This window comes from Mycobacterium asiaticum (assembly GCF_001668675.1).
Taxonomy (GTDB): Bacteria; Actinomycetota; Actinomycetes; order Mycobacteriales; family Mycobacteriaceae; genus Mycobacterium; species Mycobacterium asiaticum_D.
The window spans coordinates 1-20,621 of record NZ_LZKQ01000249.1; the positions used below are offsets into that span (position 1 = coordinate 1).

The following is a 20,621-nucleotide window of genomic DNA, read 5'->3' on the forward strand; positions in this document are numbered from 1 at the left end:
CGCACCAGCGCCGCCCGCTTGTGAGGCGCTGGATCCACCCGCGCCTCCGTTACCGATGATCCCGCCGTCGGCGCCGGTTGCCCCGGCTCCGGCGCCGGCATTGCCTCCATTGCCGATGAAAAGGCCGGCCTTGCCGGCGGCGCCGCCCGACGGCCCGCTTCCGCCGTCGCCGCCGCTGCCGACCAGCACCGCGTTGCCGCCCGCGCCGCCGGCGCCGTTCGTCGTCGTGCCGGTGCCCCCGGCTCCGCCGGCGCCGCCGTTCCCGTAGAACAGGCCACCCGTCCCGCCCACGCCTCCGGCTCCACCAGCGCCTGCCGCGTTGCTGCCCCCGGGACCGCCGGCACCACCGTTACCGAACAATCCTGCGGCGCCACCATTACCACCGGCACCGCCGTCCGGACCGCCCATACCGCCTTTCCCGCCGTCGCCGTACAGCAACCCGCCCGGCGCACCATTGCCCCCCGCCCCCGATCCCGTGCCCGGCGCGCCATCCGCGCCGTTGCCGATCAGCGGTCGTCCAAGCAAAGACTGGGTCGGCGCATTGACGGCATTCAGCACGGCCTGCAACGGTGATGTGTTGGCGGTTTCCGCAGCGGCATAGGCGGCCGCGCCATTGTTCAGCAAGCCGACGAACTCGGCATGAAACGCATTCGCCTGGGCGTTGAGGGCTTGAAATTCTTGCCCGAAGTTCCCGAAGAGTTGAGCGATCGCCGCCGATATCTCGTCGCCGGCAGCAACGGTCAATGCGGTCGTAGGAGCGGCCGCCGATGCCGCCGCGGTATGCAGGGCCGCCCGAACTCCGGCCAAGTTATTGGCCGCCGCAGACACAACATCCGGCGTCGTCACCAGGTATGACATATTCGCGCTCCACTCGACTGGCTCCGTCACACCTCGAAGGTCATCAAGGTGTGACGGAGCCTAATCGCGAGCGATATTTCAGCGGATGAAAACGATTATTTTCACCTGATCGGGCCGACGTAATGCGGTGAAATCAGGTCGCGCGGTCGCGCCAATAGCGATGTCCGGTCGGCCAGGACACCTCAGAAGTGTGGTGCCCTGGCCACCCGACACCACTACATGAGGTTGGAAATCGCCGCTGCCAGCTCGGACCGGAAACTCAGAAGACCTGGGATGAGACCACCCACCGGCGTGCCGGGCAACACTCCGATGTTGCTGTCAATGGGGCTTAGTGGAGTTAGCAAGCCACCGAGGGGCAGTTCAGCCACTGCGGTAAGGGAGGACGGAGGAAGACCCGGTATACCGAAGTCCACATTCGTGGTTAATGGCGGCAGGCTTATCAAGGTCTGGCCATTGAGGAAGCCGTCGGCAAAAACGGCCGGAGCGTCGAGGACGGCGGCGGCCGCCCCAGCAACGTTGCCGGTCTGCACTGCGTCTACAAGCGCCGTCATGCTGGAATGCAGTGCGACGAGACCATTGATCGGTGCGCCTATGCCATCAAATAGCAGGCGTAGAGGCAGACCGAAGTTGATGCCCAACGTCGTTGGGTCGAACGTCGATCCGAAGTCAGTGAGCACGTTAAACACATTGGTGGCGTGCTGTGCGATCTGAGCAGGGATGGATCCGGCAGGAAGCAAGTTGGTGAAGTTCTGGGCCATCTGCCCGGGGATCGAGAGTATCGGCAACAAATCGCCAAGCGGACCAAGCGGAGTGATCGGGATCAGCGCCGTGTCGCCCAGCGTGAACGATATGTCCTGAAAACCGGGAAGAAAGACGTTCTCCAGCCCCTGTCCGAGGGCGTTGGCCGCTCCGGTCATGTTGCCTGCTACAAGGTCCTGGAAAGCGGTTTGAAAGCTCGCCGGAAGCGCCGATAATCCGGTACCTAGGTCGCGCCCTGCGGTCGTCAGACCGGTAACAATCGTCTGTGCGATATTAATCTGGTTGTTTGCTACCTGCTGCAGGACTGCTGCCGGGTTAGCACTCACAAGCCCCTGCAACGAGGCCTGAATGTTGAGGGGTGCATTGGCCAACTCGGCGGGCAAATTCTGGATGGCTCCCTGCAGACCCGTAGCAAACTGCTGGGCGTAACCGACCTGATTATTGACAAGCTGAGTCAGGAACGGGGAGGGATTGGCGGCGAATGTGTTGTGGATAGCCTGCAGGTTTGCCGTCGTATTCGCCGCAAGCGCTTGATACGGCGCGGCAACTGCAGCACCAAAGGCGTTGAGGTCTTGGATCGCCGCGGGCATACCGGCGGCAACCCCGAAGGCACTGGGTGCGCCGCCGAATGCCCCGCTGATGCCTTGGACCTCCGCCTGAACGGCGGTGCTGATGGTCTGGCCTAGGTTGCCGAGGCCGCCCGAGGTCGCACCCGACATCAGGGCCTGCACGCCCGAGGTTTCGGCGCTGGCGTACGCGCTGGCACCGGCGTTCAACATCCCAACGAATTCTTGGTGGAACGCTGCCGCCTGGGCGCTCAGAGCTTGGAACTCCTGACCGTGTGTGCCGAAGAGTTGCGCAATCGCGGCCGACACCTCATCGGCGCCCGCCGCCAAAATGCCGGTAGTCGGGGCCGCCGCAGCCGCTGTGGCCTGGCCCAGGGACGAACTGATACCCGCCAGGTTCTGCGCTGCCGCTTCCACGAGCTCCGGCGCGGCGAACACGAATGACATAAACCAACTCCTCATCACTTGCCCGAATCGTGACCGGTGGTCACAGTGCGTAATGAATTTATCCCAGCTCACCCTACTGGCAAGTAAGTTATGGGTTTTCACAGGAAACTGGCAGGTTTAGCCAGTTTCCGCAGCAGGGCACGCGCCAGCGCTGCCTAGGATGTATTCATTTAGGCGCGCGGGAACGCGCCGGGTAACTCGGCATCGACTGCCAGCTCTGCCATCGAGCCCGGTGACGCTTTTGAAGCTCGGCCGGCACATTCAGTGCTGGCTTCGCCGGCGCAAGCTGAGCCCGGGCAGCCTCCTAACGGCGCTGTTAAATCCGTCAAGCCGGGAGGTCAACCACCAGCGTCTTACGACATCGGGGTAATCGCCTGCGCCAGCTGAGTACCGAAATTGAGTAGGCCAGGAATCAGACCACCGATCTCGGTGTCGCCCGACAACATGAGCTGAAGGTGTTCGAAGCCGGGACCGGCGTTAACGAAAACCTGCGGCAGGCTCAGTGGCGCAAGTATCCCGCCAAGCTGGATCTCGGTGGTCGACGGAAGGGGTGTGCCGGTGCCGAGTAAGTCAACCTGCGCGGGCGGCAATGAGATGACCGTGGTGCCGTTCAGATACGCATCGGCGATGACGGCAGGCGCACCAAGAACTGCAGCAGCAGCTGCCGGCGCGTCCCCCGCCTGGATGGCGGAGACGAACGCGACCGAACTCGAATTGATCGCACTCAACGCGTTGACCGGTCCGCCGATGCCGTCGAGGAGAAGCTGTAGCGGAAGCCCAAGCGTGAGGTGGGCGGTATTGCTGATACTGAGCGTCGTTCCGAAATTGGTCAGAGCGGAAATCAGATTGGTCGTGTTCTGCGAGATCTGCGCCGGCACGGATCCAGCCGGGAACAGGTTGGTAAAGCTTTGCGCCATCTGGTTGGGAATTGCGAGAATTGGTGCAAGGTCGCCGAGCGGACCCATCGGGATGATGTCCACCAGCGCCGACCCTGAATCCGTGAGAGTAACCGTCGCATCGAATCCCGGCAGGAACGCGTTCACCAAAGCGGAATTCAGGTCGGCATAGGCAGCAGCGCCGTTCCCCGACAGTAGGTCCTGGAACGCCGCGGTCAAGCCCGACGGCAGGCTTTGCAGCCCGGTGCCAAAGTCGCGCGCGGCACCCAACAACCCGCCGCTTATTGTCTGCGCGTAATTGACCTGGCTATCGACGAACCCTTGCATCACCGACACAGGATTGATGGTCAGGAGTTGCTGCACACCCGTTTCGATCGCTGTCGGCAAGTTGGCTAATTCGGCGGGAAAGTTTGCAATGCCGCCCTCGATAGACGTCGCAATCGTCTGCCCGTAACCGAGTTGGTTGCCCACCAACTGCTGCAGGAAGGGGAACCGGTAGGCGCTGAGCGTGCTTCCGATGGCTTGTGCGTTTCTGACCGTATTTGCGACTAACGCTTGGTAGGGCGCGGCGACCGTTTCCACAAACGAGGCCAAACCGGTCATCGATGCCGCTGCACCGGCGCTGCCGCTCGGCAACCCGTTCGCGAATAACGACGAGCCCGTTGCGCCAAGCGCACCTAAGAGGGTCTGCTCCGCATTAGTCGCCTCGGCGACCGCATAAGCCTGTGCACCCGTAGACATCAACTCGACGAACTCGTGGTGAAAGAACTGCGACTGGGCGCTGAGGGTCTGAAATTCCTGGCCGAAATCACCGAATAGGGAAGCAATCGCGGACGACACTTCGTCCTGAGCTGCAGCCGCGATCCCAGTCGTAGGGGCAGAAGCCATCGCAGTGGCCTCGGCAAGCGATGTGTTGATACTCGCCAAATCTTGGGCCGCGCTGTGTAGCAGGTCCGGTACCGCGATTACAAACGACATGTTGATCTCCCTTGGTTTGCCCGATGACCAGTGGTCGCGATGGTGAACTCAGCGTTAATCCGGATCTTCTTACTTGCAAGTAAGTTCATGCTACTCACCGGTAAGTTCCAGGATATTCACAGGAAACACGCGGTTTGGCCGGCCGCAAACACAGCAGTCCCGCAGGGAGTCGTGCTCGCCGCACCGCGCCACGCCGGCAGACGCCCCCCGGCGATGCGGCTCAGCGACGCAGTTCGGCGCCGACCCGCTCGGCGGCGCAGCGCACCGCGGCATCGCGGGCCGCGCTGGCATCATCCTCAGTCAGCGTTCGGTCCGGCGCCCGAAACCGCAGCGCGAACGTCAGCGACTTGCGGTCCTCGCCGATCTGCGGGCCGACGAAGACGTCGAACAGCTGGATGTGTTCGAGCAGTGCGCCGGCTCCATCACGGACGGCGTCCTCGACGGACTGGGCGGGCACGTCGGCGGCCACCACCAGGCTGACGTCTTGGAACACTGCCGGGAACGGCGAAACCCGCGGAGCGGGTAGGACCGTGCTGGTCGGCACGGCGTCCAGGTTCAGCTCGAAGGCGCACGTGCCTTTCGGCAGACCCGCCCGCTCGATCACCGCCGGATGCAGTTGCCCGGCGTGGCCGACGACGGCGCCCGCGATCAGCACCTCAGCGCACCGTCCGGGATGCCAAGGCAGGTACTGCGCGGGCTGCAGCGTCACGTCGACTCCGCTGGCGCGCGCGACGATACGCACTCCCTCAAACGCGTCGGCGGCCTCGACCGCGCGGCCGGGTCCCCACGGGCCGCGCGGTTCCCGTAGACCGCTGAGCACCGCGGCGACATGCTGGGGTTGCCGCGGCAACGAGGCATCCAGTGTCTCGATCTCGGCATCGGTGGGCCTGCGGTCGACCGGGATCAGGTCGACGCCGCGGGTCATTTCGGTCGGCTGGACAACCTGCGCGATGGCGAACAGCGCCGCATCACCGAGGCCACGAGACACGTTGCGCCCCAGCGCCTCCAACAGCGCCGGCAGCAAAGTAGTGGCCAACTCTGGTCGATCGGCCTCCAGCGGGTTGAGCACCTTGGTGGTGGCCCGCCGCGGGTCGTCCGCGCCCAACCCCCACAACTCGAACACACCGGCCGGCAAGAACGGCGTCGGCAGTACCTCGATATACCCCGACATGGCCAGCGATTTACCGATCGCGCGCCGCCGCTGCTGGGTGGGTGACAACCCGCGGCCCGCTGGAGCCGACGGCAACACCGAGGGAATGACCTCAAGCCCTTCCAACCGCAACACTTCTTCGACGAGATCGGCGGGTTGCCGCAGATCGGGCCGCCAACTCGGCGGCGTGACCGTCAGAACGTCCCCGCCCTGACTCACCCGAGCACCAACCTGGGTCAGTCGCCGCGCGGTGGTTCCGGGGGCGTAGGCCACACCGGCGATGCGGTCCGGCAGGTCGGCAGGAATTGCGATCGGTGGAAGCGACCAGTCGTCGCGCGGCGGATCACCGCGCCAATCGGTGAGGGCCGGTTCGGCTACTCCCCCGGCGATGTCGACCAGCAACCGGGCGCAACGGTCCAAAACAGCCACCGAGATCGCCGGGTCCACAGCCCGTTCGTAACGGCGCGCCGCCTCGCTGGGCAGGTGGAGTCGCCGTTGCGTGCGCGACACGGCCGCGGGATCCCAGACCGCAGCTTCCAGCAGGACGTCGGTGGAGTCGGCGCGCACTTCGGTGCTGGCCGCACCCATAACGCCGCCGATCGCCGCGGTCGCGACCTCGTCGACGATCAATACGTCAGCGGGCTCAAGCTTGCGCTTGACGTCATCGAGGGTGACGACCGTTTCGCCGGGGTGTGCGAATCGAACTTCCAACCCTCCGGTGATCCGGGCGCGGTCGTGGGCGTGCATCGGGTGACCGAGTTCGAGCATCACGTAGTTCGTGACGTCGACGGCTGGCGACGTGGGCCGTATGCCGGCCAGCAGCAGGCGACGTTGCAGCCACCATGGCGTAACTGCCTCTGGGTCGATCCCGATCACCGGCCGCAGCGCGAAGCGACGCACCTCGGTCTCGGGGTCCACCCGCAACGGCCAGGCCTCCCTCTCGACGGGTAGGGGCGCGACATCGGCGGGATCGGCGAAGTCCAGGTCGTAAGCGCACGCGATCTCGCGCGCCAGGCCGCGCACGGACATGCCGTATCCGCGGTCGGGTGTGATCGCAAGGTGGAAGACCACGTCGTCCAGGCCCAGCACCGCGGCGGCATCGGCGCCCGGTTCTGCGGTCCCCGGCGGCAGCACCAAAATTCCCGAATGGTCGGCACCTAGGCCGAGTTCTGCCGCCGAACAGATCATCCCGTTGGAGGTGCGGCCGTAGGTCTTACGGGCAGCGATGGTGAAGTTGCCCGGCAGGGTCGTTCCTGGCAGCGCCGCCACCACCAGGTCGCCGACCTTGAAGTTGGTGGCTCCGCAGACGATGTCCTGGGGCTCGTCGGCGCCGACATCGACCCGGCACGCCCGGATCGGCTTTTTGAACTCGGTGAGTTCCTCGATCTCGGTGACCCGACCGACCGTCAGCGGGCCCTCGACGGGACCTAGTGTCGCGACGTCTTCGACCTCGTGGCCGATGCGGACGAGGGCCTGGGCGAGATCATCGGGACCCGCGTCCCAGCCGGGAGCCGCGGCTGAGACGACCTCACGCAACCAGCTGTAGGCGACCCGCATCAGGCCCCCACCCCGAACGGCAGCGAGAACCGCACATCGCCTTCAACCATGTCGCGCATGTCCGGAATGCCGTTGCGGAACTGCAGGGTTCGTTCCAGCCCCATGCCGAAGGCGAAGCCGGAGTACACCTCGGGATCGATGCCGGCCGCCCGCAGCACGTTCGGGTGCACCATCCCGCACCCGCCCCATTCGACCCAGTCGGCGCCGCCCTTCTTGTTCGCGAACCACACGTCCACCTCGGCGGAGGGTTCGGTGAACGGGAAGAAATGCGGGCGCATCCGGGTGCGCGCGAGCGGACCGAATTCGGCGCGGGCGAACGCGTCCAGGGTGCCGCGCAGATGTGCCATGGTCAGGCCGCGGTCGACGGCTAATCCCTCGACCTGGTGGAAGACGGGCGTGTGGGTGGCGTCGAGTTCGTCGGTGCGGAAGGTCCGGCCGATCGAGATGATGTACACGGGAAGGTCACGCTCAAGCAATGTGCGGACCTGGACCGGCGACGTGTGGGTCCGCAGCAGCTGGCGGGAATTCTCCGGCGCGATGTAGAAGGTGTCCTGTTCGCTGCGAGCCGGATGGTCAGGCGGGAAGTTGAGCGCGTCGAAGTTGAACTGCTCGGTCTCGACTTCGGGACCCTCGGCCAGCTCCCAGCCCATCGCGACGAAGGTATCGGCGATGTGCTCGGCCAGGATGGTGATGGGGTGCCGCGCGCCTGTCGGCTGCCTCGTCGACGGCAGCGTGACATCGATACGTTCGGCGACGAGCACCGCGGCATCGCGTTCGGCGCGCAGCTCCGTCAGGCGTTCGTCATAACTGCGTTGAGCTTCGCTGCGGGCGAGGTTGACCCGTTTGCCGGCGTCAGCGCGTTCTTCCTTGGGCAGCCCGCCGAGCGCTTGGCGTGCCAGCGCCAGCGGCGAGCGGTCACCCAGGTACTCGGTCTTGACGTGGGCGAGCGCGTCCAGGCTGTCGGCGTGGGAGATGGCGCGCTGGGCGGCCTCGACCGCCTCCGCCAATGCTTCCGGCGATAGGTCGACGGGTTGATCACCCACGCGGCGGCACTCTCCTTGCTGACGAGGCTGGTCGGGTTGCCCGGCCGCTACCCCGCGCGATGGGCTCGAGCGCGCCCGCTACGTGGGCTTGTGGGTTCGCGGCACGGGTGTGACGCAAGTGCCGATCATAAGTCATGACGTCATGTGTCCCGGATCACCAGGCATGCCCGGCCAGGACCAGGACGAGGATTGGGTCAGGACGCGGCTGTGATTGCCGGCACCGGCTGCGCCGCATCCGCGGTTCCCGGGCCGTCCGGTGTACTGGACCGGAAGCGCCGCGACACGAGGTGGGTGATCGCGGCACCGGACAGGCCGAGCACCGTGCCGATGAACATCCCCCACCAACTGTGCGACAGGATCAGGAACCCGAAACCTGCGGCGTTGAGCAGCATCAGGCCCCGCACCGGCGTCCAGTGCACGCTGCCGTGGAACCGCGTGCCGACGAGCATCCCCAACGTCAGAGCCACGGCGTGCCCGGCGTTGGTGAACTCGCCGCCGATGATCGCGGCCGACACGCTGACCGCAAGCCACCATGCGACCCAGGCGGCTCGCCATTGCCTGGGGACGGTGGCCGTCAGGGCACCGAGGACGGCGAGTGCACCGTAACTCATGCCGACATCGCTGGCGCGCGTGATCGACCACGGCATCCAGCCGAGCTTGACCGCCGCCGCCAGGGCCGCGGCCACCACCAGCGTGGCGCCGATGTGCCCGATGAGGAAGGCGACGATCAGCCGAAGGGTGCGCATCTGCAGCTCGGCCAGGACGAGCAGACAGGTCAGAAAGGGCAGCCAGAAGTACAGCGGCCCGGCTTCGACGACAAAGGCGCTGCCCAGCAGCGTGCCCAGCCGTCCGTGCGACAGGTTGTGCAGGTTGGTGCTGGCGTGCCGGATCACCCGGTCGTGCGTCTGCGGGTCGATCAGCAGCATCGCGGTGCTGACGAATGCCAGAGCCGCCACGTAGGCCACGGTGAACCGCACGCGGGCCAGCCCGGACAACACAGTGGAAATCATCGCCTACCACTATGCATGGGCGTTTGTCTCATCCGTGTTATCGCCAGCTGACAAGTCCCTACCAGTCTTGAGGCGGTAGATCGCCAGGTCCGGTGGGATGCCGGTGAGTTTGCTGGAAAACATTGGCCTGCGCGCGCGCTTGACGGTGACACCCAGCTCGTCCAGGTCGCTCTGCGGGATCAAATCCAAGGTCGGGCTCGAGATCATGATGCCGCCCTTGGTCGCGCGTTCCATGACGCGGGCCGCGATGTTGACGTCGACGCCCAGCCAATCCGAACCGAGCCGCTGCGGGCGTCCGGTGTGAATGCCGACCCGCATCCGAGGTGTATAACCCTCCACCTCAACCGTTTTGATCGCCTGTTCGGCGTGCAGCACCGCCTTGACCGCGGTATCGGGGCGGCGGAACACGGCCATGATCCCGTCGCCCATCCGCTTGACGATGTGGCCGCCGGCGTCCAGCAGCGGGGATTCGACGGCGCGGGCCACCTGGCGCAGCAACGTAAGCGCGGCGTCGTCCCCGGCCTCCAACGACCACGACGAGAAGCCCACCAGATCGGTGAACACCAGCGTCACTTCGGGGTTTGCCGGACGGCGCGAAACGGCCTCTGTCATGGCCTGCCAGACCTGCAAAACGCCCAGGCTCAGTTCGCGAGACGCGCCATCTCGATCGCCGAGCAGCCGGTCGGCGGCGCGGGCGGCGGCGCGGGCACCACCGGCGCCGGCGGTCGACAGCGGGTCACCGAATTCCGGGTCCCCGGGCAGCAACCGTCGAGCACGCTTGACGAACCCGACCACGCCAGGACTGTGATTGGTGTTGCGCAGCCACTTCGCCGGGGACCGTCGTCGCGGCGCTTCGTCAGCCACCGCAGTCGCAGTGTGGTCAGGTTCGCCGAATTCCGATTCCTCAGCCCCGACCTCCACTCATCCAACGTTAGGCGGTCCTGGTTGAACCCGGCAACGACGACCACGCCACATGTGTCAAACATCCCACCAAAGGCGCTGATCACGCCGCTGCGACGGCGGCGTGGCGACTGCGTAACACCGCTCTGACGCCTATGCTTGAATCGTAGACAACGTACGTTGTCACCAATTATCGTGGGCGCACAACGAGGTGCTTTGGAGGCCGTGATGACTGCCGCATCGACGACACCGACCGACCCACTCGGACCTGATTCCCTGACCTGGAAATATTTCGGCGATCTGCGCACCGGGATGATGGGCATCTGGATCGGGGCGATCCAGAACATGTATCCGGAACTTGGCGCCGGGGTCGAAGAGCACTCCATTCTGTTGCGCGAACCCCTGCAGCGGGTGGCCCGGTCGGTCTACCCGATCATGGGCGTCGTCTACGACGGTGACCGCGCGGCCCAGACCGGTCAGCAGATCAAGAGCTACCACCGGACCATCAAAGGAGTTGACGGCGAGGGCCGCCGATACCATGCCTTGAATCCGGAGACGTTCTATTGGGCGCACGCCACATTCTTCATGCTCGTCATCAAGGTGGCCGAGTATTTCTGCGGCGGGCTGACGGAGGCCGAGAAGCGCCAGTTGTTCGATGAGCACGTGCAGTGGTACCGCATGTATGGCATGAGCATGCGGCCGGTACCCAAGTCCTGGGAGGACTTTCAGGAGTATTGGGAGCGGGTCGGCCGTGAGGAACTGGAAATCAACCAGGCGGTCCTGGACATCTTCCAGATCCGGATTCCCAAGCCGAAGTTCGTCCTGCTGCCCACGCCGATCTGGGACCAGTTGTTCAAGCCGATGGTCGCCGGCCAGCGCTGGATCGCCGCGGGCCTGTTTGAGCCCGCGGTCCGGGAAAAGGCGGGCATGCGCTGGACGCCGGGCGACGAGATCCTGCTGCGCCTGTTCGGCAAGCTCGTCGCGTTGGCATTCCTTGCGGTGCCCGACGAGATTCGACTGCACCCGCGGGCGCTGGCCGCCTACCGCCGAGCCGAAGGGCGGATCGGCGACGACGCGCCGCTGGTCGAGGCGCCGGCGTTCATGGGCCCGCCGCGGGATCGTCGCGGCCTGCCGATGCACTACTTCCCGCCGCGGTCCCGCTTCCCGCTCGCCCGCCCGCTGGAACCTGCGCGCGCCATCATGGAGCGCGCCGGATCCCTGGTGCACAGCACGCTGTCGATCGCCGGTTTGCGACCGGCGCGGGGGCGTACTACCGCTGCTTAAAGCGGCTTAAGGCGCCTCAAGGCGCCTAGAGCGGCAGGCCGAAGAGCTTCAGGAACTCCGTACCGAGCCCGCCGAAGCGTGAGCCGCTGAAGGCGAAGTCCGCTCCGGCAAAAATTGAAGTTACCCCCCCGGCGTCAACGCTGTAGCCGGGCGCATACAACGTCATCGGCTGGGACGATGCGAAAAGCCCGCCGAACGGAACTCGCAACGTTATTTCCGGCCCGCCGGACCCGATCCCGCCCAACGGCACCTCCACTATCTGGTGGCCAAACAGTGTGGCGTTCGCGTAGTCGAAGGGTGAAGAGAAGAAGGCAGAAGCGGCACCCAGGAGGTTCCCACTGCCCAGCGCGGAGGTAAACGCGTCAAAGCTATGGACTAGCGAGTACCCACCGGTAACCGTGGGGCCGGCCGCGGCCATGAGTAGCCGGAGCTGGGGCGGAACGGTGATTGACCCCCCGGTCAGCTGCAAAGTTGAGGTGAAAGGCGCACTTGTAGTCGTGTTCATATTTCCGTTGATCGACCACGACAAGGGTCCCAGCGGGGTGGAGGCGTTTATAGCCGCGAGGATGGGGCCGGTGCCGAAGTCGGGAGGTCCAGCTTCGGGGAAGATGGCGTCCTGGGTAATGGTGATCGGGCCGAACGGCGTCGGAATTGTGCTGCTCTCGTGGATGGCTTGGGCCGGCGCAACACCGCCTGGCCCGATCAGCGGACGTCCGAGCAAAGCCTGCGCTGGCGCATTAATCGCGTTGACCAGCGTTTGCTGAACGTTAGCGATCTCGGCGTTCACATACTGGGAAGCACTGCCGCTGAGCAACTTCACAACATCAGCATGGAAAGCCGAAGCCCGGGCGTTCACTTGGGCGAATTCCTCGGCATGCGAACCGAAGAGCGCCGTGATAGCCGAGGAAATCTCGTCTGCGGCCGGAGGCGCGATCGCCGTTACCTGACTAAGAGCTTTGGTGCTCGCACCGCGTAGCGCTGATCCGAGATCATGCAAACTTGCACTCGCGGCGGTGAGGGCTTCTGGGACCACGCTGACTGATGACATAGTTTCCCCTTCGACGGAGAGCCGGGTCGCCTTATTGGACGAGAGCCGAATAGTAACAACCAGCAACGCCGTCACCAATGATTTTCAGATCTTTTTCCGAGATTTGCGGAAGATACCGCCTGGGGTCAGGCTCGGGACTCCGGTCGCAACGCGCGCGCTCTGATACAGACAGATCGCAGCGGCGGCGGCGACATTCAAACTCTCCGCTCCCCCGGCCATCGGGATGCGCACCCGGTGATCGGCACTGGCAGCGAGATCGGTTGGCAAACCGTGGGCTTCGGGCCCGAACAGCCACGCCGTCGGCCGGCCCAGTGGCAGCTCGGGGTCGTCGAGGGGCATTTCACCGTCGACCGTGGTGGCCAGCACTTGGAGTCCGGCCGTCCGCAGCTGGGTAACAGCGGCGGCAGCGTCCGGTTCGATGACGACGGGAATGTTGAAGATGCTGCCGGTTGAGGCACGCAGGCACTTGCCGTTATACGGGTCGACGCTGTGCCCGGCCAGCACGACCACCGAAGCGCCCATCGCGTCGCCGAGACGGATCAAGGTGCCGGCATTGCCCGGTTCGCCGATATCCACGGCCACCGCGACCAGCCGGGGCGAACCGGTCAGCGCTTCGTCCAAGCGGAGGGCCGGCATGTCGCACACCGCGACGAGGCCGGTCGGAGTCACCGTGTCGGACAACGCTTTTGCGGCGCGATCGGTCACCAGGTGGATCGGTGGGACCAGCACCGACGCATAGCGTTGGGCGGCGTCCTCGGTGGCGAACATCTCGCGAACCAGGCCGCGACTGAAGGCGGCCGCGACCAGGTTTGGGCCTTCGGCGAGAAACAGTCCCGAGCGGCGCCGGCCGACGTGGCGATGCAGTTTGACCGCCGCGACCACCTTGGCCGAGCGCTCGGTCAGCAGCTGTGCCGCGAAGTCAGGCAGCCTCTCCGGACGGAGCGTTGACGTCCTCGGGCAGCGCGGCCCGGGCGACCTCGACGAGTGCGGTGAACGCCGCAGCATCCGTGACGGCGATGTCCGCCAGGTTCTTGCGGTCCACCTCGACGCCCGCGGCCTTGAGGCCCTGGATCAGGCGGTTGTAGGTGATGTCGTTGGCACGCGCGGCCGCATTGATGCGAGAGATCCACAACTTGCGGAACTCGCCCTTACGCGCACGACGGTCACGGTAGGCGTAATTCAGCGAGTGCAGCTGCTGCTCTTTGGCCTTGCGGTAGAGCCGGGACCGCTGCCCGCGATAGCCCTTGGAGGCCTTCAGGATGGAGCGCCGCTTCTTGTGGGCGTTGACCGCCCGCTTTACGCGTGCCATGGGTTGTTCCTACTTCCGTTTCAAACGTGATGGTCGGGGGCTGCCGCCAGCCCGCTGTCTCTGGTGGGTGGTTCTCGGCGCCGGCTTAGCCGTTCAGCAGCTTGTTGACCCGCTTGGCGTCGTTGGCCGAGACCGCCGCGCGGCCTTCCAGCCGCCGGGTGCGCGTGCTGGGCTTGTGCTCGAGCAGGTGGCGCCGGTTGGCTTTCTGCCGGACGATCTTGCCGGTTCCGGTGCGCCGGAACCGCTTCGAAGCGCCGCTATGGGTCTTGGCCTTGGGCATGTTTTCTAGGTCCTCTGATTCTGGTCGTGCTGCAAATTCGAGTTATGACGGTGCGTGGTCGCCGGCCGCGTCGGCCGCTCCCGGCTCCTCCGGATGCCGCGCCCTGGCGCGAGTCTTCGCTCCGCGGTGCGGCGCCAGCACCATCGTCATGTTGCGTCCGTCCTGCTTGGCCGACGTCTCGACGAATCCGTATTCGGCGACGTCCGCGCCAAGACGTTGCAGCAGGCGGTACCCGAGTTCGGGCCGCGACTGCTCACGTCCGCGGAACATGATGGTGACTTTGACCTTGGACCCGGCTTCGAGGAAGCGCACTACGTGGCCCTTCTTGGTCTCGTAGTCGTGGTCGTCGATCTTGGGTCGCAGCTTCTGTTCCTTGACGACGGTCTGCTGCTGGTTCCTGCGGGATTCGCGCGCCTTCTGCGCCGCCTCGTACTTGTATTTCCCGTAGTCCATGATCTTGCAGACCGGTGGCCTGGCATTGGGAGCAACTTCGACGAGATCGAGATCGGCATCGGCGGCAACGCGGAGTGCGTCTTCGATACGCACAATGCCTACCTGCTCCCCCCCAGGGCCGATCAATCGAACTTCAGGCACGCGAATGCGCTCGTTGACGCGGGTCTCAGTGCTGATGGGGCCTCCCTTGTTGGCTTTCAATCCGTTGCGTTCCATGCCTGAACGTGGGCCGAAACAGCGGGGAGACACCAGCCAACAGCAGAAAAGCCCTGCACAAGCAGGGCCCAATGCCGACCGATCGCGGCTTGGACGTATGTCAAACCGCCTGCGCACAACGCGCAGAGCAGGCATTCGCTATGCCTGTGACCGGACCGAGTTACCTTGAGAAAGCCTGAGGCTCCTCGTGGCAATCGGTGGGAGTGGGACTCCACTTAACTGTCCCTGACCGTGGCCGGGATGGTCGCAGCAGACAGTCTAGCAGGCATGACGCGTGTTCTCGGCCCGGCGGGTCGTGGCCGCCGAGCAAGCCGGCCGGCGCCGGGCACCACGGCGTGTCATTCCCGTCCGGACAGGCCGGGCCGATCCCCAGGAATTTCTGGGTTATAGCGAATATCCTCGCGGTCTGTGACACTCACCAAATCCCACCCGGTGCGCCGGGCGAAGAGCCGTTACCACTGGCTGCCCGCGGCAGCCGGTTGGACAGTCGGCGTCATCGCCACCCTGTCACTCCTGGCCAGTGTCTCACCGTTGATCCGATGGCTGATCCATACGCCGCGCGTCTTCATCAACAGCTATTTGTTCAACTTTCCCGACACCAGCTTCGCGTGGTCATTTGTGCTGGCCCTGCTCGCCGCCGCGCTCACTGCCCGCAAACGCATCGCCTGGCTGGTGTTGCTGGGCAACATGGTGGTCCATGCAGTCATCAACGTCGCCGATATCGCCGCGGGCGACAACACCCCGGCCCAGGCTTTCGGGGAGAACTTCGGATTCGCCTTCCATGTGGTGGCAATCGTCCTGTTGGTGCTGGGCTATCGCGAGTTCTGGGCCAAAGTCCGCAGAGGCGCGCTGTTCCGGGCCGCCGCGGTGCTCGGGATCGGCGGCGCGCTAGGCATTCTGGCGTCCTGGGCTCTGGTGGAGATGTTCCCCGGGACGCTGGCGCCTGAGGAGCGGCTGCCCTACGTTGCCAACCGGGTCGTCGGGTTCGGTTTCGCCGACCCCGATCTGTTCACCGGCCGGCCACACGTCTTCCTCAACGCGATCTTCGGCTTGTTCGGCGCGTTGGCCTTGATCGCGGCCACGATCGTGCTGTTCCTCTCGCAGCGCGCCGACAACGCGCTGACCGGCGAGGACGAGTCCGCCATCCGGGGGCTGGTCGAGTTATGGGGGAAGAACGACTCACTGGCCTACTTCGCCACCCGCCGGGACAAGTCGGTGATCTTCGCGCCCAGCGGTCGCGCCGCCCTCACCTACCGCGTCGAGGTTGGTGTCTGTCTGGCCAGCGGCGACCCCGTCGGCGACCCGAAGGCATGGCGGCATGCCGTCGACGCGTGGCTGCAGCTGTGCCAGACCTACGGCTGGGCGCCTGGGGTCATGGGCGCCAGCTCCCAAGGCGCCCAGGTGTACCGGGAAGCGGGACTGAACGCGCTGGAACTCGGCGACGAGGCCATCCTGCGTCCGGCCGACTTCAAGTTGTCTGGCCCGGAGATGCGCGGCGTCCGCCAAGCGGTCACCCGCGCCCGCCGGGCCGGGCTGACGGTGCGCATTCGGCGCCACCGCGACATCCCCCCAGAGGAGATGGCCCAGACCGTCGAACGGGCGGATGCCTGGCGCGACACCGAATCCGAACGCGGCTTCTCCATGGCGCTGGGCCGACTGGGCGACCCGGCCGACGGCGACTGCCTGCTGGTAGAGGCGGTCGACCCGGCCGGACAGGTGGTGGCGATGTTGTCGCTGGTGCCCTGGGGCACCACCGGCGTCTCGCTGGACCTGATGCGCCGTTCCCGCGAATCGCCCAACGGCACCATGGAACTGATGGTCAGCGAGCTCACGCTGCACGCCCAGAATTTGGGCCTGAGCCGAATCTCGTTGAACTTCGCGGTGTTTCGGTCGGCCTTCGAGCAGGGTGAGCAGCTCGGGGCGGGACCCGTCGCACGGCTGTGGCGCGGATTGCTGGTGTTCTTCTCGCGGTGGTGGCAGCTCGAGACGTTGTACCGCTCAAACGACAAGTATCAGCCCGAATGGGTTCCGCGCTACGCCTGCTACGAGGACGCCCGCATGATGCCGCGGGTGGGCGTCGCATCCGTGATCGCCGAGGGCTTCCTGGTGCTGCCATTCAGCCGGCGCGACAAAATGCACACCGGACATCACCGAGCCGTGCCGCAGCGACTGGTCGACACCGGGTTGTTGCATCCGGACGGCACCGCACCTGACGTCAGTGGCCTGCAGGAAGCCGACATCCCCGAGGACGACGACGCCCACCGCCGCCTGCCCGAGCAGGTGCGGGTGCGGCTGGCCAAGCTGAAGAAGCTCCGCAAAAGCGGGGTGGAAGCCTATCCCGTGGGAGAGCCGCCGACGCACACGGTTGCCGAGGCGCTGACGGCAGACGATGACGCCACCATCTCAGTATCCGGCCGAATCCTGCGGATCCGGAACTACGGCGGCGTGCTGTTCGCGCACCTACGTGACTGGTCCGGCGAAGTGCAAGTGCTGCTGGACAATTCCCAGTTAGAGGACGGCCGCGCCGGTGACTTCAACGCGGCGATCGACCTGGGTGACCTGGTCGAGATGACCGGGCACATGGGGTACAGCAAGAAGGGCACCCGGTCGCTGATCGTCAGGCGCTGGCGGTTGACCGGAAAGTGCCTGCGGCCCCTACCGAACAAGTGGAAAGGGCTGACCGACCCGGAAGCCCGGGTCCGCACGCGCTACGTGGACCTGGCCGTCAACGTGGAGTCACGCGACCTGATCACCGCGCGCAGCAGTGTGCTGCGTTCCATCCGCGAGACGCTCTTCGCCAAGGGCTTCATCGAGGTCGAGACGCCGATCCTGCAGCAGGTGCACGGCGGCGCCACGGCCCGCCCGTTCGTGACCCACATCAATGCCTACGCGATGGACTTGTTTCTGCGGATCGCTCCCGAGCTGTACCTCAAGCGCTTGTGTGTCGGCGGGGTGGAGCGGGTGTTCGAACTCGGCCGCGCGTTCCGCAACGAGGGCGTCGACTTCAGCCACAACCCGGAGTTCACCCTGCTGGAGGCCTACCAGGCGCATGCCGATTATCGGGTGTGGATCGATGGCTGCCGCGAACTGATCCAGAATGCGGCGCAGGCGGCCAATGGGTCCCAGACGGCGATGCGGCCCCGCGCTCAAGATGATTCGAATAGCTACGGCGCACGACTCGAACCGGTCGATATCTCCGGAGTCTGGCCGGTCAAGACCGTCCACGACGCGGTGTCCGAGGCCCTGGGTGAGCACATCGACGCCGAGACCGACCTCAGGACGCTGCGCAAGCTGTCGGACGCAGCGCGAATCCCGTACCGCAACTATTGGGATGCGGGCGCAGTGGTCCTGGAGCTCTACGAGCACCTGGTCGAGGACCGCACCGAGCAACCGACGTTCTACATCGACTTCCCCACCTCGGTATCCCCACTGACCAGGCCACATCGCAGCAAACGTGGTGTCGCCGAGCGCTGGGACCTGGTGGCCTGGGGTGTGGAGTTGGGCACTGCGTACAGCGAGCTCACCGATCCGGTGGAGCAGCGGCGGCGGCTGGAGGAGCAGTCCCTGCTCGCCGCCGGGGGCGACCCGGAGGCGATGGAGCTCGACGAGGATTTCCTGCAGGCGATGGAGTACGCGATGCCGCCGACGGGTGGCCTCGGGATGGGGGTGGACCGAGTGGTCATGCTGATCACGGGGCGCAGCATCCGGGAGACGTTGCCGTTCCCGCTGGCTAAGCCCCATTAATTTGCTGTTTAGCCGACCCGCCGCGTCCAGCCGATTCACAGGAAATCTTTCGGAAACATAATCCCGCGTGGGATGCCGAAGACTGACAATGAGCGCGTGACCGCGTCAGCATTCAGTCACACCTCGCTGATGCATGGCTGGGTGCCGATCACCGTGCAAGTGGTGTCGGCGGCGGCGCTGACGCTGGCGGTCGGCCGGCGTTCGCGCAACTGGCTGCTACGACGGCTGCCGGTGGCGATGCTTGCCGGCATCGCGGCGGCCTGCGCTACGCGCGCGTATGTCAGCAGACTCGCCGACGAGCCCGCGCCGGATGCGCTGTGGGCCTGGGCCGGGATGGCCGCAATCGCCACCACGGTGCTGGTCGTCGGCTGGCGCGGCGCCCGCCGCCGGCGTCGTGCCGCTGCCCTGCTGGCGGTGCCGCTGTGCCTGCTCAGCACCGCGCTGACGCTCAACATGTGGGTCGGCTACTTCCCCACCGTGCAGGCCGCCTGGAGCCAGCTCACCTCCGGCCCGCTGCCCGACCAGACCGATCAGGCCACCTTCGCGGGGATGGTCGCGATGGCCGGCAAGGTGGCGCGGCCGCCGCACGGTAGCGTGGTGCCCGTCGTCATCCCTTCGGACGCATCGCACTTCAAGCACCGCGGGGAGCTGGTGTACCTGCCGCCGGCGTGGTTTGCCAGCGACCCGCCACCGCGGCTGCCGACCGTGCTGATGATCGGCGGCCAATTCAACACTCCGGCGGATTGGGCCCGGGCCGGCAACGCGGTCCAGACGATGGACGACTTTGCCGCCGCCCACGACGGCAACGCGCCGGTATTGGTGTTCGTAGACTCGGGCGGCGCCTTCAACGTCGACACCGAATGCGTCAACGGGCGCCGCGGCAATGCCGCCGACCACCTCACGAAAGATGTTGTCCCGTATATCTTTTCGAAGTTCGGGGTGAGCGCGCAGCCAGCGAACTGGGGCATCGTCGGCTGGTCGATGGGCGGCACCTGCGCGGTGGATCTGACCGTCATGCATCCCACGTTGTTCAGCGCGTTCGTCGACGTCGCCGGCGACCTGTATCCCAACGCGGGAAACAAAGCCGAGACCATCGCCAGGCTGTTCGGCGGCAGCGCCGAAGCATGGGCCAGCTATGACCCGAGCACCGTCATCGCCCGCCACGGCCCCTACACCGGCGTCGCGGGATGGTTCGCGATCTCCTCGGCCGGACCGCCGATCGTCGACATCGCCGCAATGCGGCTGGCGGGGCGCGCCGCCCAGGCCAACCCCGGCAACCAGACCGCTGCGGCCAACGCCCTGTGTGCGGTGGGCCGCGCCTACGGCATCGACTGCGCGGTGGTGCCCGCGCCCGGAAAGCACGACTGGCCGTTCGCCGACCGCGCGTTCGCCGCGGCGCTGCCATGGCTGGCCGGACAGCTGGGCACCCCCGCAACGTCGCGCATTCCGCTGCCGGGCATGCCGACTCCCCCAGCGCCGGCGGGTTTTGCGCCCGTACAAGTCGTCACGGCCGGGCGGTGAGCCCGAATGCCCGGAGTTGCCGGTGTCCGCCGCGCGATCTTCGCGCGGCACTGCCACCCGTGCAGCGCGTGGACCCGGTGGGCCAGCACGCCCCTGACGCTGGTGCCGATTTGGACCCGACGCCCCCGCCACGCTGTGCTTCTCGCGGTGTGGTTCGCAGTCAATCCGGTGGTCTTCGGCAAGCCGAAGCACCTCGACGCCTGGGCGACGCGGGCCATGCTCGGCGAGGAACTGTGGATCACCGAGCGGCCCCGTGATGTTGCCGCGCTGCTCAGCGTTGCCACGTCGGCAATCGCGCTTCGCGCGGCGATCGCGGCGCGGCGCCGTCAGCTGAAACCGGCCGTCGTGTCCGTCGCGGCGCAAATGGCGCTGACCATGCTGTACTGGCAATTGATGGTGCGGTATCTCGCGCGCCACCAACCCGGCACAGACCCCCACCAGTAGCCTGGCGACATGCCCGACCAACCACCTCCTTCCGACGCGACACCGCCGCCCGTGCCCGACCCGGGCGCGGGGGGGGGGGGCCCCCCCCCCCCCCCCCCCCCGCGGGGGGGGGGGGGGGGGGGGGGGGGGGGGGGGGGGGGGGGGGGGGGGGGGGGGCG

Annotated in this window: 16 protein-coding genes; 4 read left to right on the plus strand and 12 right to left on the minus strand. The window is 66.2% G+C overall.

Annotated elements, in window-relative coordinates; translation table 11 throughout:
• The 7 genes from A9X01_RS21245 to A9X01_RS21275 all read right to left on the minus strand — a co-directional run.
• A partial coding sequence (locus A9X01_RS21245) for a PE family protein (protein WP_065122638.1) occupies window positions 1-858 on the minus strand: 858 nt, incomplete at its 3' end.
• Between the two features lie 215 nt (window positions 859-1,073).
• Complete coding sequence (locus A9X01_RS31925; RefSeq protein WP_065122649.1) at window positions 1,074-2,630, minus strand: PE family protein; 1,557 nt, start codon at window positions 2,628-2,630, stop codon at window positions 1,074-1,076.
• A gap of 353 nt (window positions 2,631-2,983) precedes the next feature.
• Window positions 2,984-4,504, minus strand: coding sequence for a PE family protein (locus tag A9X01_RS21255; protein WP_081282524.1), 1,521 nt, complete (start codon window positions 4,502-4,504; stop codon window positions 2,984-2,986).
• A gap of 220 nt (window positions 4,505-4,724) precedes the next feature.
• On the minus strand, window positions 4,725-7,211 hold the full coding sequence (pheT, locus tag A9X01_RS21260) for a phenylalanine--tRNA ligase subunit beta (protein ID WP_065122640.1): 2,487 nt from the start codon (window positions 7,209-7,211) through the stop codon (window positions 4,725-4,727).
• Window positions 7,211-8,254, minus strand: coding sequence for a phenylalanine--tRNA ligase subunit alpha (gene pheS, locus A9X01_RS21265; RefSeq protein ID WP_065122641.1), 1,044 nt, complete (start codon window positions 8,252-8,254; stop codon window positions 7,211-7,213). The genes pheT and pheS overlap by 1 nt, the downstream gene beginning before the upstream one ends.
• A 194-nt stretch (window positions 8,255-8,448) precedes the next feature.
• Complete coding sequence (locus A9X01_RS21270) at window positions 8,449-9,264, minus strand: rhomboid-like protein (protein ID WP_065122642.1); 816 nt, start codon at window positions 9,262-9,264, stop codon at window positions 8,449-8,451.
• A gap of 9 nt (window positions 9,265-9,273) precedes the next feature.
• On the minus strand, window positions 9,274-10,185 hold the full coding sequence (locus A9X01_RS21275; RefSeq protein WP_065122643.1) for an adenylate/guanylate cyclase domain-containing protein: 912 nt from the start codon (window positions 10,183-10,185) through the stop codon (window positions 9,274-9,276).
• A 207-nt stretch (window positions 10,186-10,392) separates the two neighbouring features.
• Here A9X01_RS21275 and A9X01_RS21280 point away from each other — a divergent pair, with 207 nt between their 5' ends.
• Window positions 10,393-11,448, plus strand: coding sequence for an oxygenase MpaB family protein (locus A9X01_RS21280; RefSeq protein ID WP_065122650.1), 1,056 nt, complete (start codon window positions 10,393-10,395; stop codon window positions 11,446-11,448).
• Between the two features lie 25 nt (window positions 11,449-11,473).
• Here A9X01_RS21280 and A9X01_RS21285 read toward each other — a convergent pair whose 3' ends face one another.
• The 5 genes from A9X01_RS21285 to infC all read right to left on the minus strand — a co-directional run bounded on the left by A9X01_RS21285 (window position 11,474) and on the right by infC (window position 14,715).
• On the minus strand, window positions 11,474-12,496 hold the full coding sequence (locus A9X01_RS21285) for a PE family protein (protein WP_081282526.1): 1,023 nt from the start codon (window positions 12,494-12,496) through the stop codon (window positions 11,474-11,476).
• Between the two features lie 84 nt (window positions 12,497-12,580).
• Window positions 12,581-13,402: a TrmH family RNA methyltransferase gene (locus tag A9X01_RS21290; RefSeq protein WP_253849273.1), complete on the minus strand. Its 822-nt coding sequence runs from the start codon at window positions 13,400-13,402 to the stop codon at window positions 12,581-12,583.
• 13 nt (window positions 13,403-13,415) lie between these two features.
• Window positions 13,416-13,805 carry a 50S ribosomal protein L20 gene (rplT, locus tag A9X01_RS21295; RefSeq protein ID WP_036356032.1) on the minus strand — a complete coding sequence of 130 codons (390 nt, stop codon included), beginning with the start codon at window positions 13,803-13,805 and terminating at the stop codon, window positions 13,416-13,418.
• A gap of 85 nt (window positions 13,806-13,890) precedes the next feature.
• Complete coding sequence (gene rpmI / locus A9X01_RS21300) at window positions 13,891-14,085, minus strand: 50S ribosomal protein L35 (RefSeq protein ID WP_036356030.1); 195 nt, start codon at window positions 14,083-14,085, stop codon at window positions 13,891-13,893.
• Between the two features lie 42 nt (window positions 14,086-14,127).
• Window positions 14,128-14,715, minus strand: a complete 588-nt coding sequence (gene infC, locus A9X01_RS21305; protein ID WP_155772208.1) for a translation initiation factor IF-3 — start codon at window positions 14,713-14,715, stop codon at window positions 14,128-14,130.
• Window positions 14,716-15,162: 447 nt separating this feature from the next.
• Here infC and lysX point away from each other — a divergent pair, with 447 nt between their 5' ends.
• From lysX to A9X01_RS21320, 3 genes are all read left to right on the plus strand, one after another.
• Window positions 15,163-18,498, plus strand: a complete 3,336-nt coding sequence (lysX, locus tag A9X01_RS21310; RefSeq protein ID WP_065122646.1) for a bifunctional lysylphosphatidylglycerol synthetase/lysine--tRNA ligase LysX — start codon at window positions 15,163-15,165, stop codon at window positions 18,496-18,498.
• Window positions 18,499-18,570: 72 nt separating this feature from the next.
• On the plus strand, window positions 18,571-20,019 hold the full coding sequence (locus A9X01_RS21315; protein ID WP_065122647.1) for an alpha/beta hydrolase: 1,449 nt from the start codon (window positions 18,571-18,573) through the stop codon (window positions 20,017-20,019).
• 6 nt (window positions 20,020-20,025) lie between these two features.
• The gene (locus A9X01_RS21320; protein WP_065122648.1) at window positions 20,026-20,463 is read left to right on the plus strand and encodes a DUF6653 family protein; all 438 of its coding nucleotides are present in this window, start codon (window positions 20,026-20,028) and stop codon (window positions 20,461-20,463) included.
• Window positions 20,464-20,621: the final 158 nt, after the last annotated feature.

Coding starts and splice junctions, on each gene's coding strand:
- A9X01_RS31925 (WP_065122649.1), bottom strand. CDS start 2,630: ATGTCATTCGTGTTCGCCGCGCCGGAGCTCGTGGAAGCGGCAGCGCAG.
- A9X01_RS21255 (WP_081282524.1), bottom strand. CDS start 4,504: ATGTCGTTTGTAATCGCGGTACCGGACCTGCTACACAGCGCGGCCCAA.
- pheT (WP_065122640.1), bottom strand. CDS start 7,211: ATGCGGGTCGCCTACAGCTGGTTGCGTGAGGTCGTCTCAGCCGCGGCT.
- A9X01_RS21270 (WP_065122642.1), bottom strand. CDS start 9,264: ATGATTTCCACTGTGTTGTCCGGGCTGGCCCGCGTGCGGTTCACCGTG.
- A9X01_RS21280 (WP_065122650.1), top strand. CDS start 10,393: ATGACTGCCGCATCGACGACACCGACCGACCCACTCGGACCTGATTCC.
- A9X01_RS21285 (WP_081282526.1), bottom strand. CDS start 12,496: ATGTCATCAGTCAGCGTGGTCCCAGAAGCCCTCACCGCCGCGAGTGCA.
- rplT (WP_036356032.1), bottom strand. CDS start 13,805: ATGGCACGCGTAAAGCGGGCGGTCAACGCCCACAAGAAGCGGCGCTCC.
- rpmI (WP_036356030.1), bottom strand. CDS start 14,085: ATGCCCAAGGCCAAGACCCATAGCGGCGCTTCGAAGCGGTTCCGGCGC.
- A9X01_RS21315 (WP_065122647.1), top strand. CDS start 18,571: ATGCCGAAGACTGACAATGAGCGCGTGACCGCGTCAGCATTCAGTCAC.
- A9X01_RS21320 (WP_065122648.1), top strand. CDS start 20,026: ATGCCCGGAGTTGCCGGTGTCCGCCGCGCGATCTTCGCGCGGCACTGC.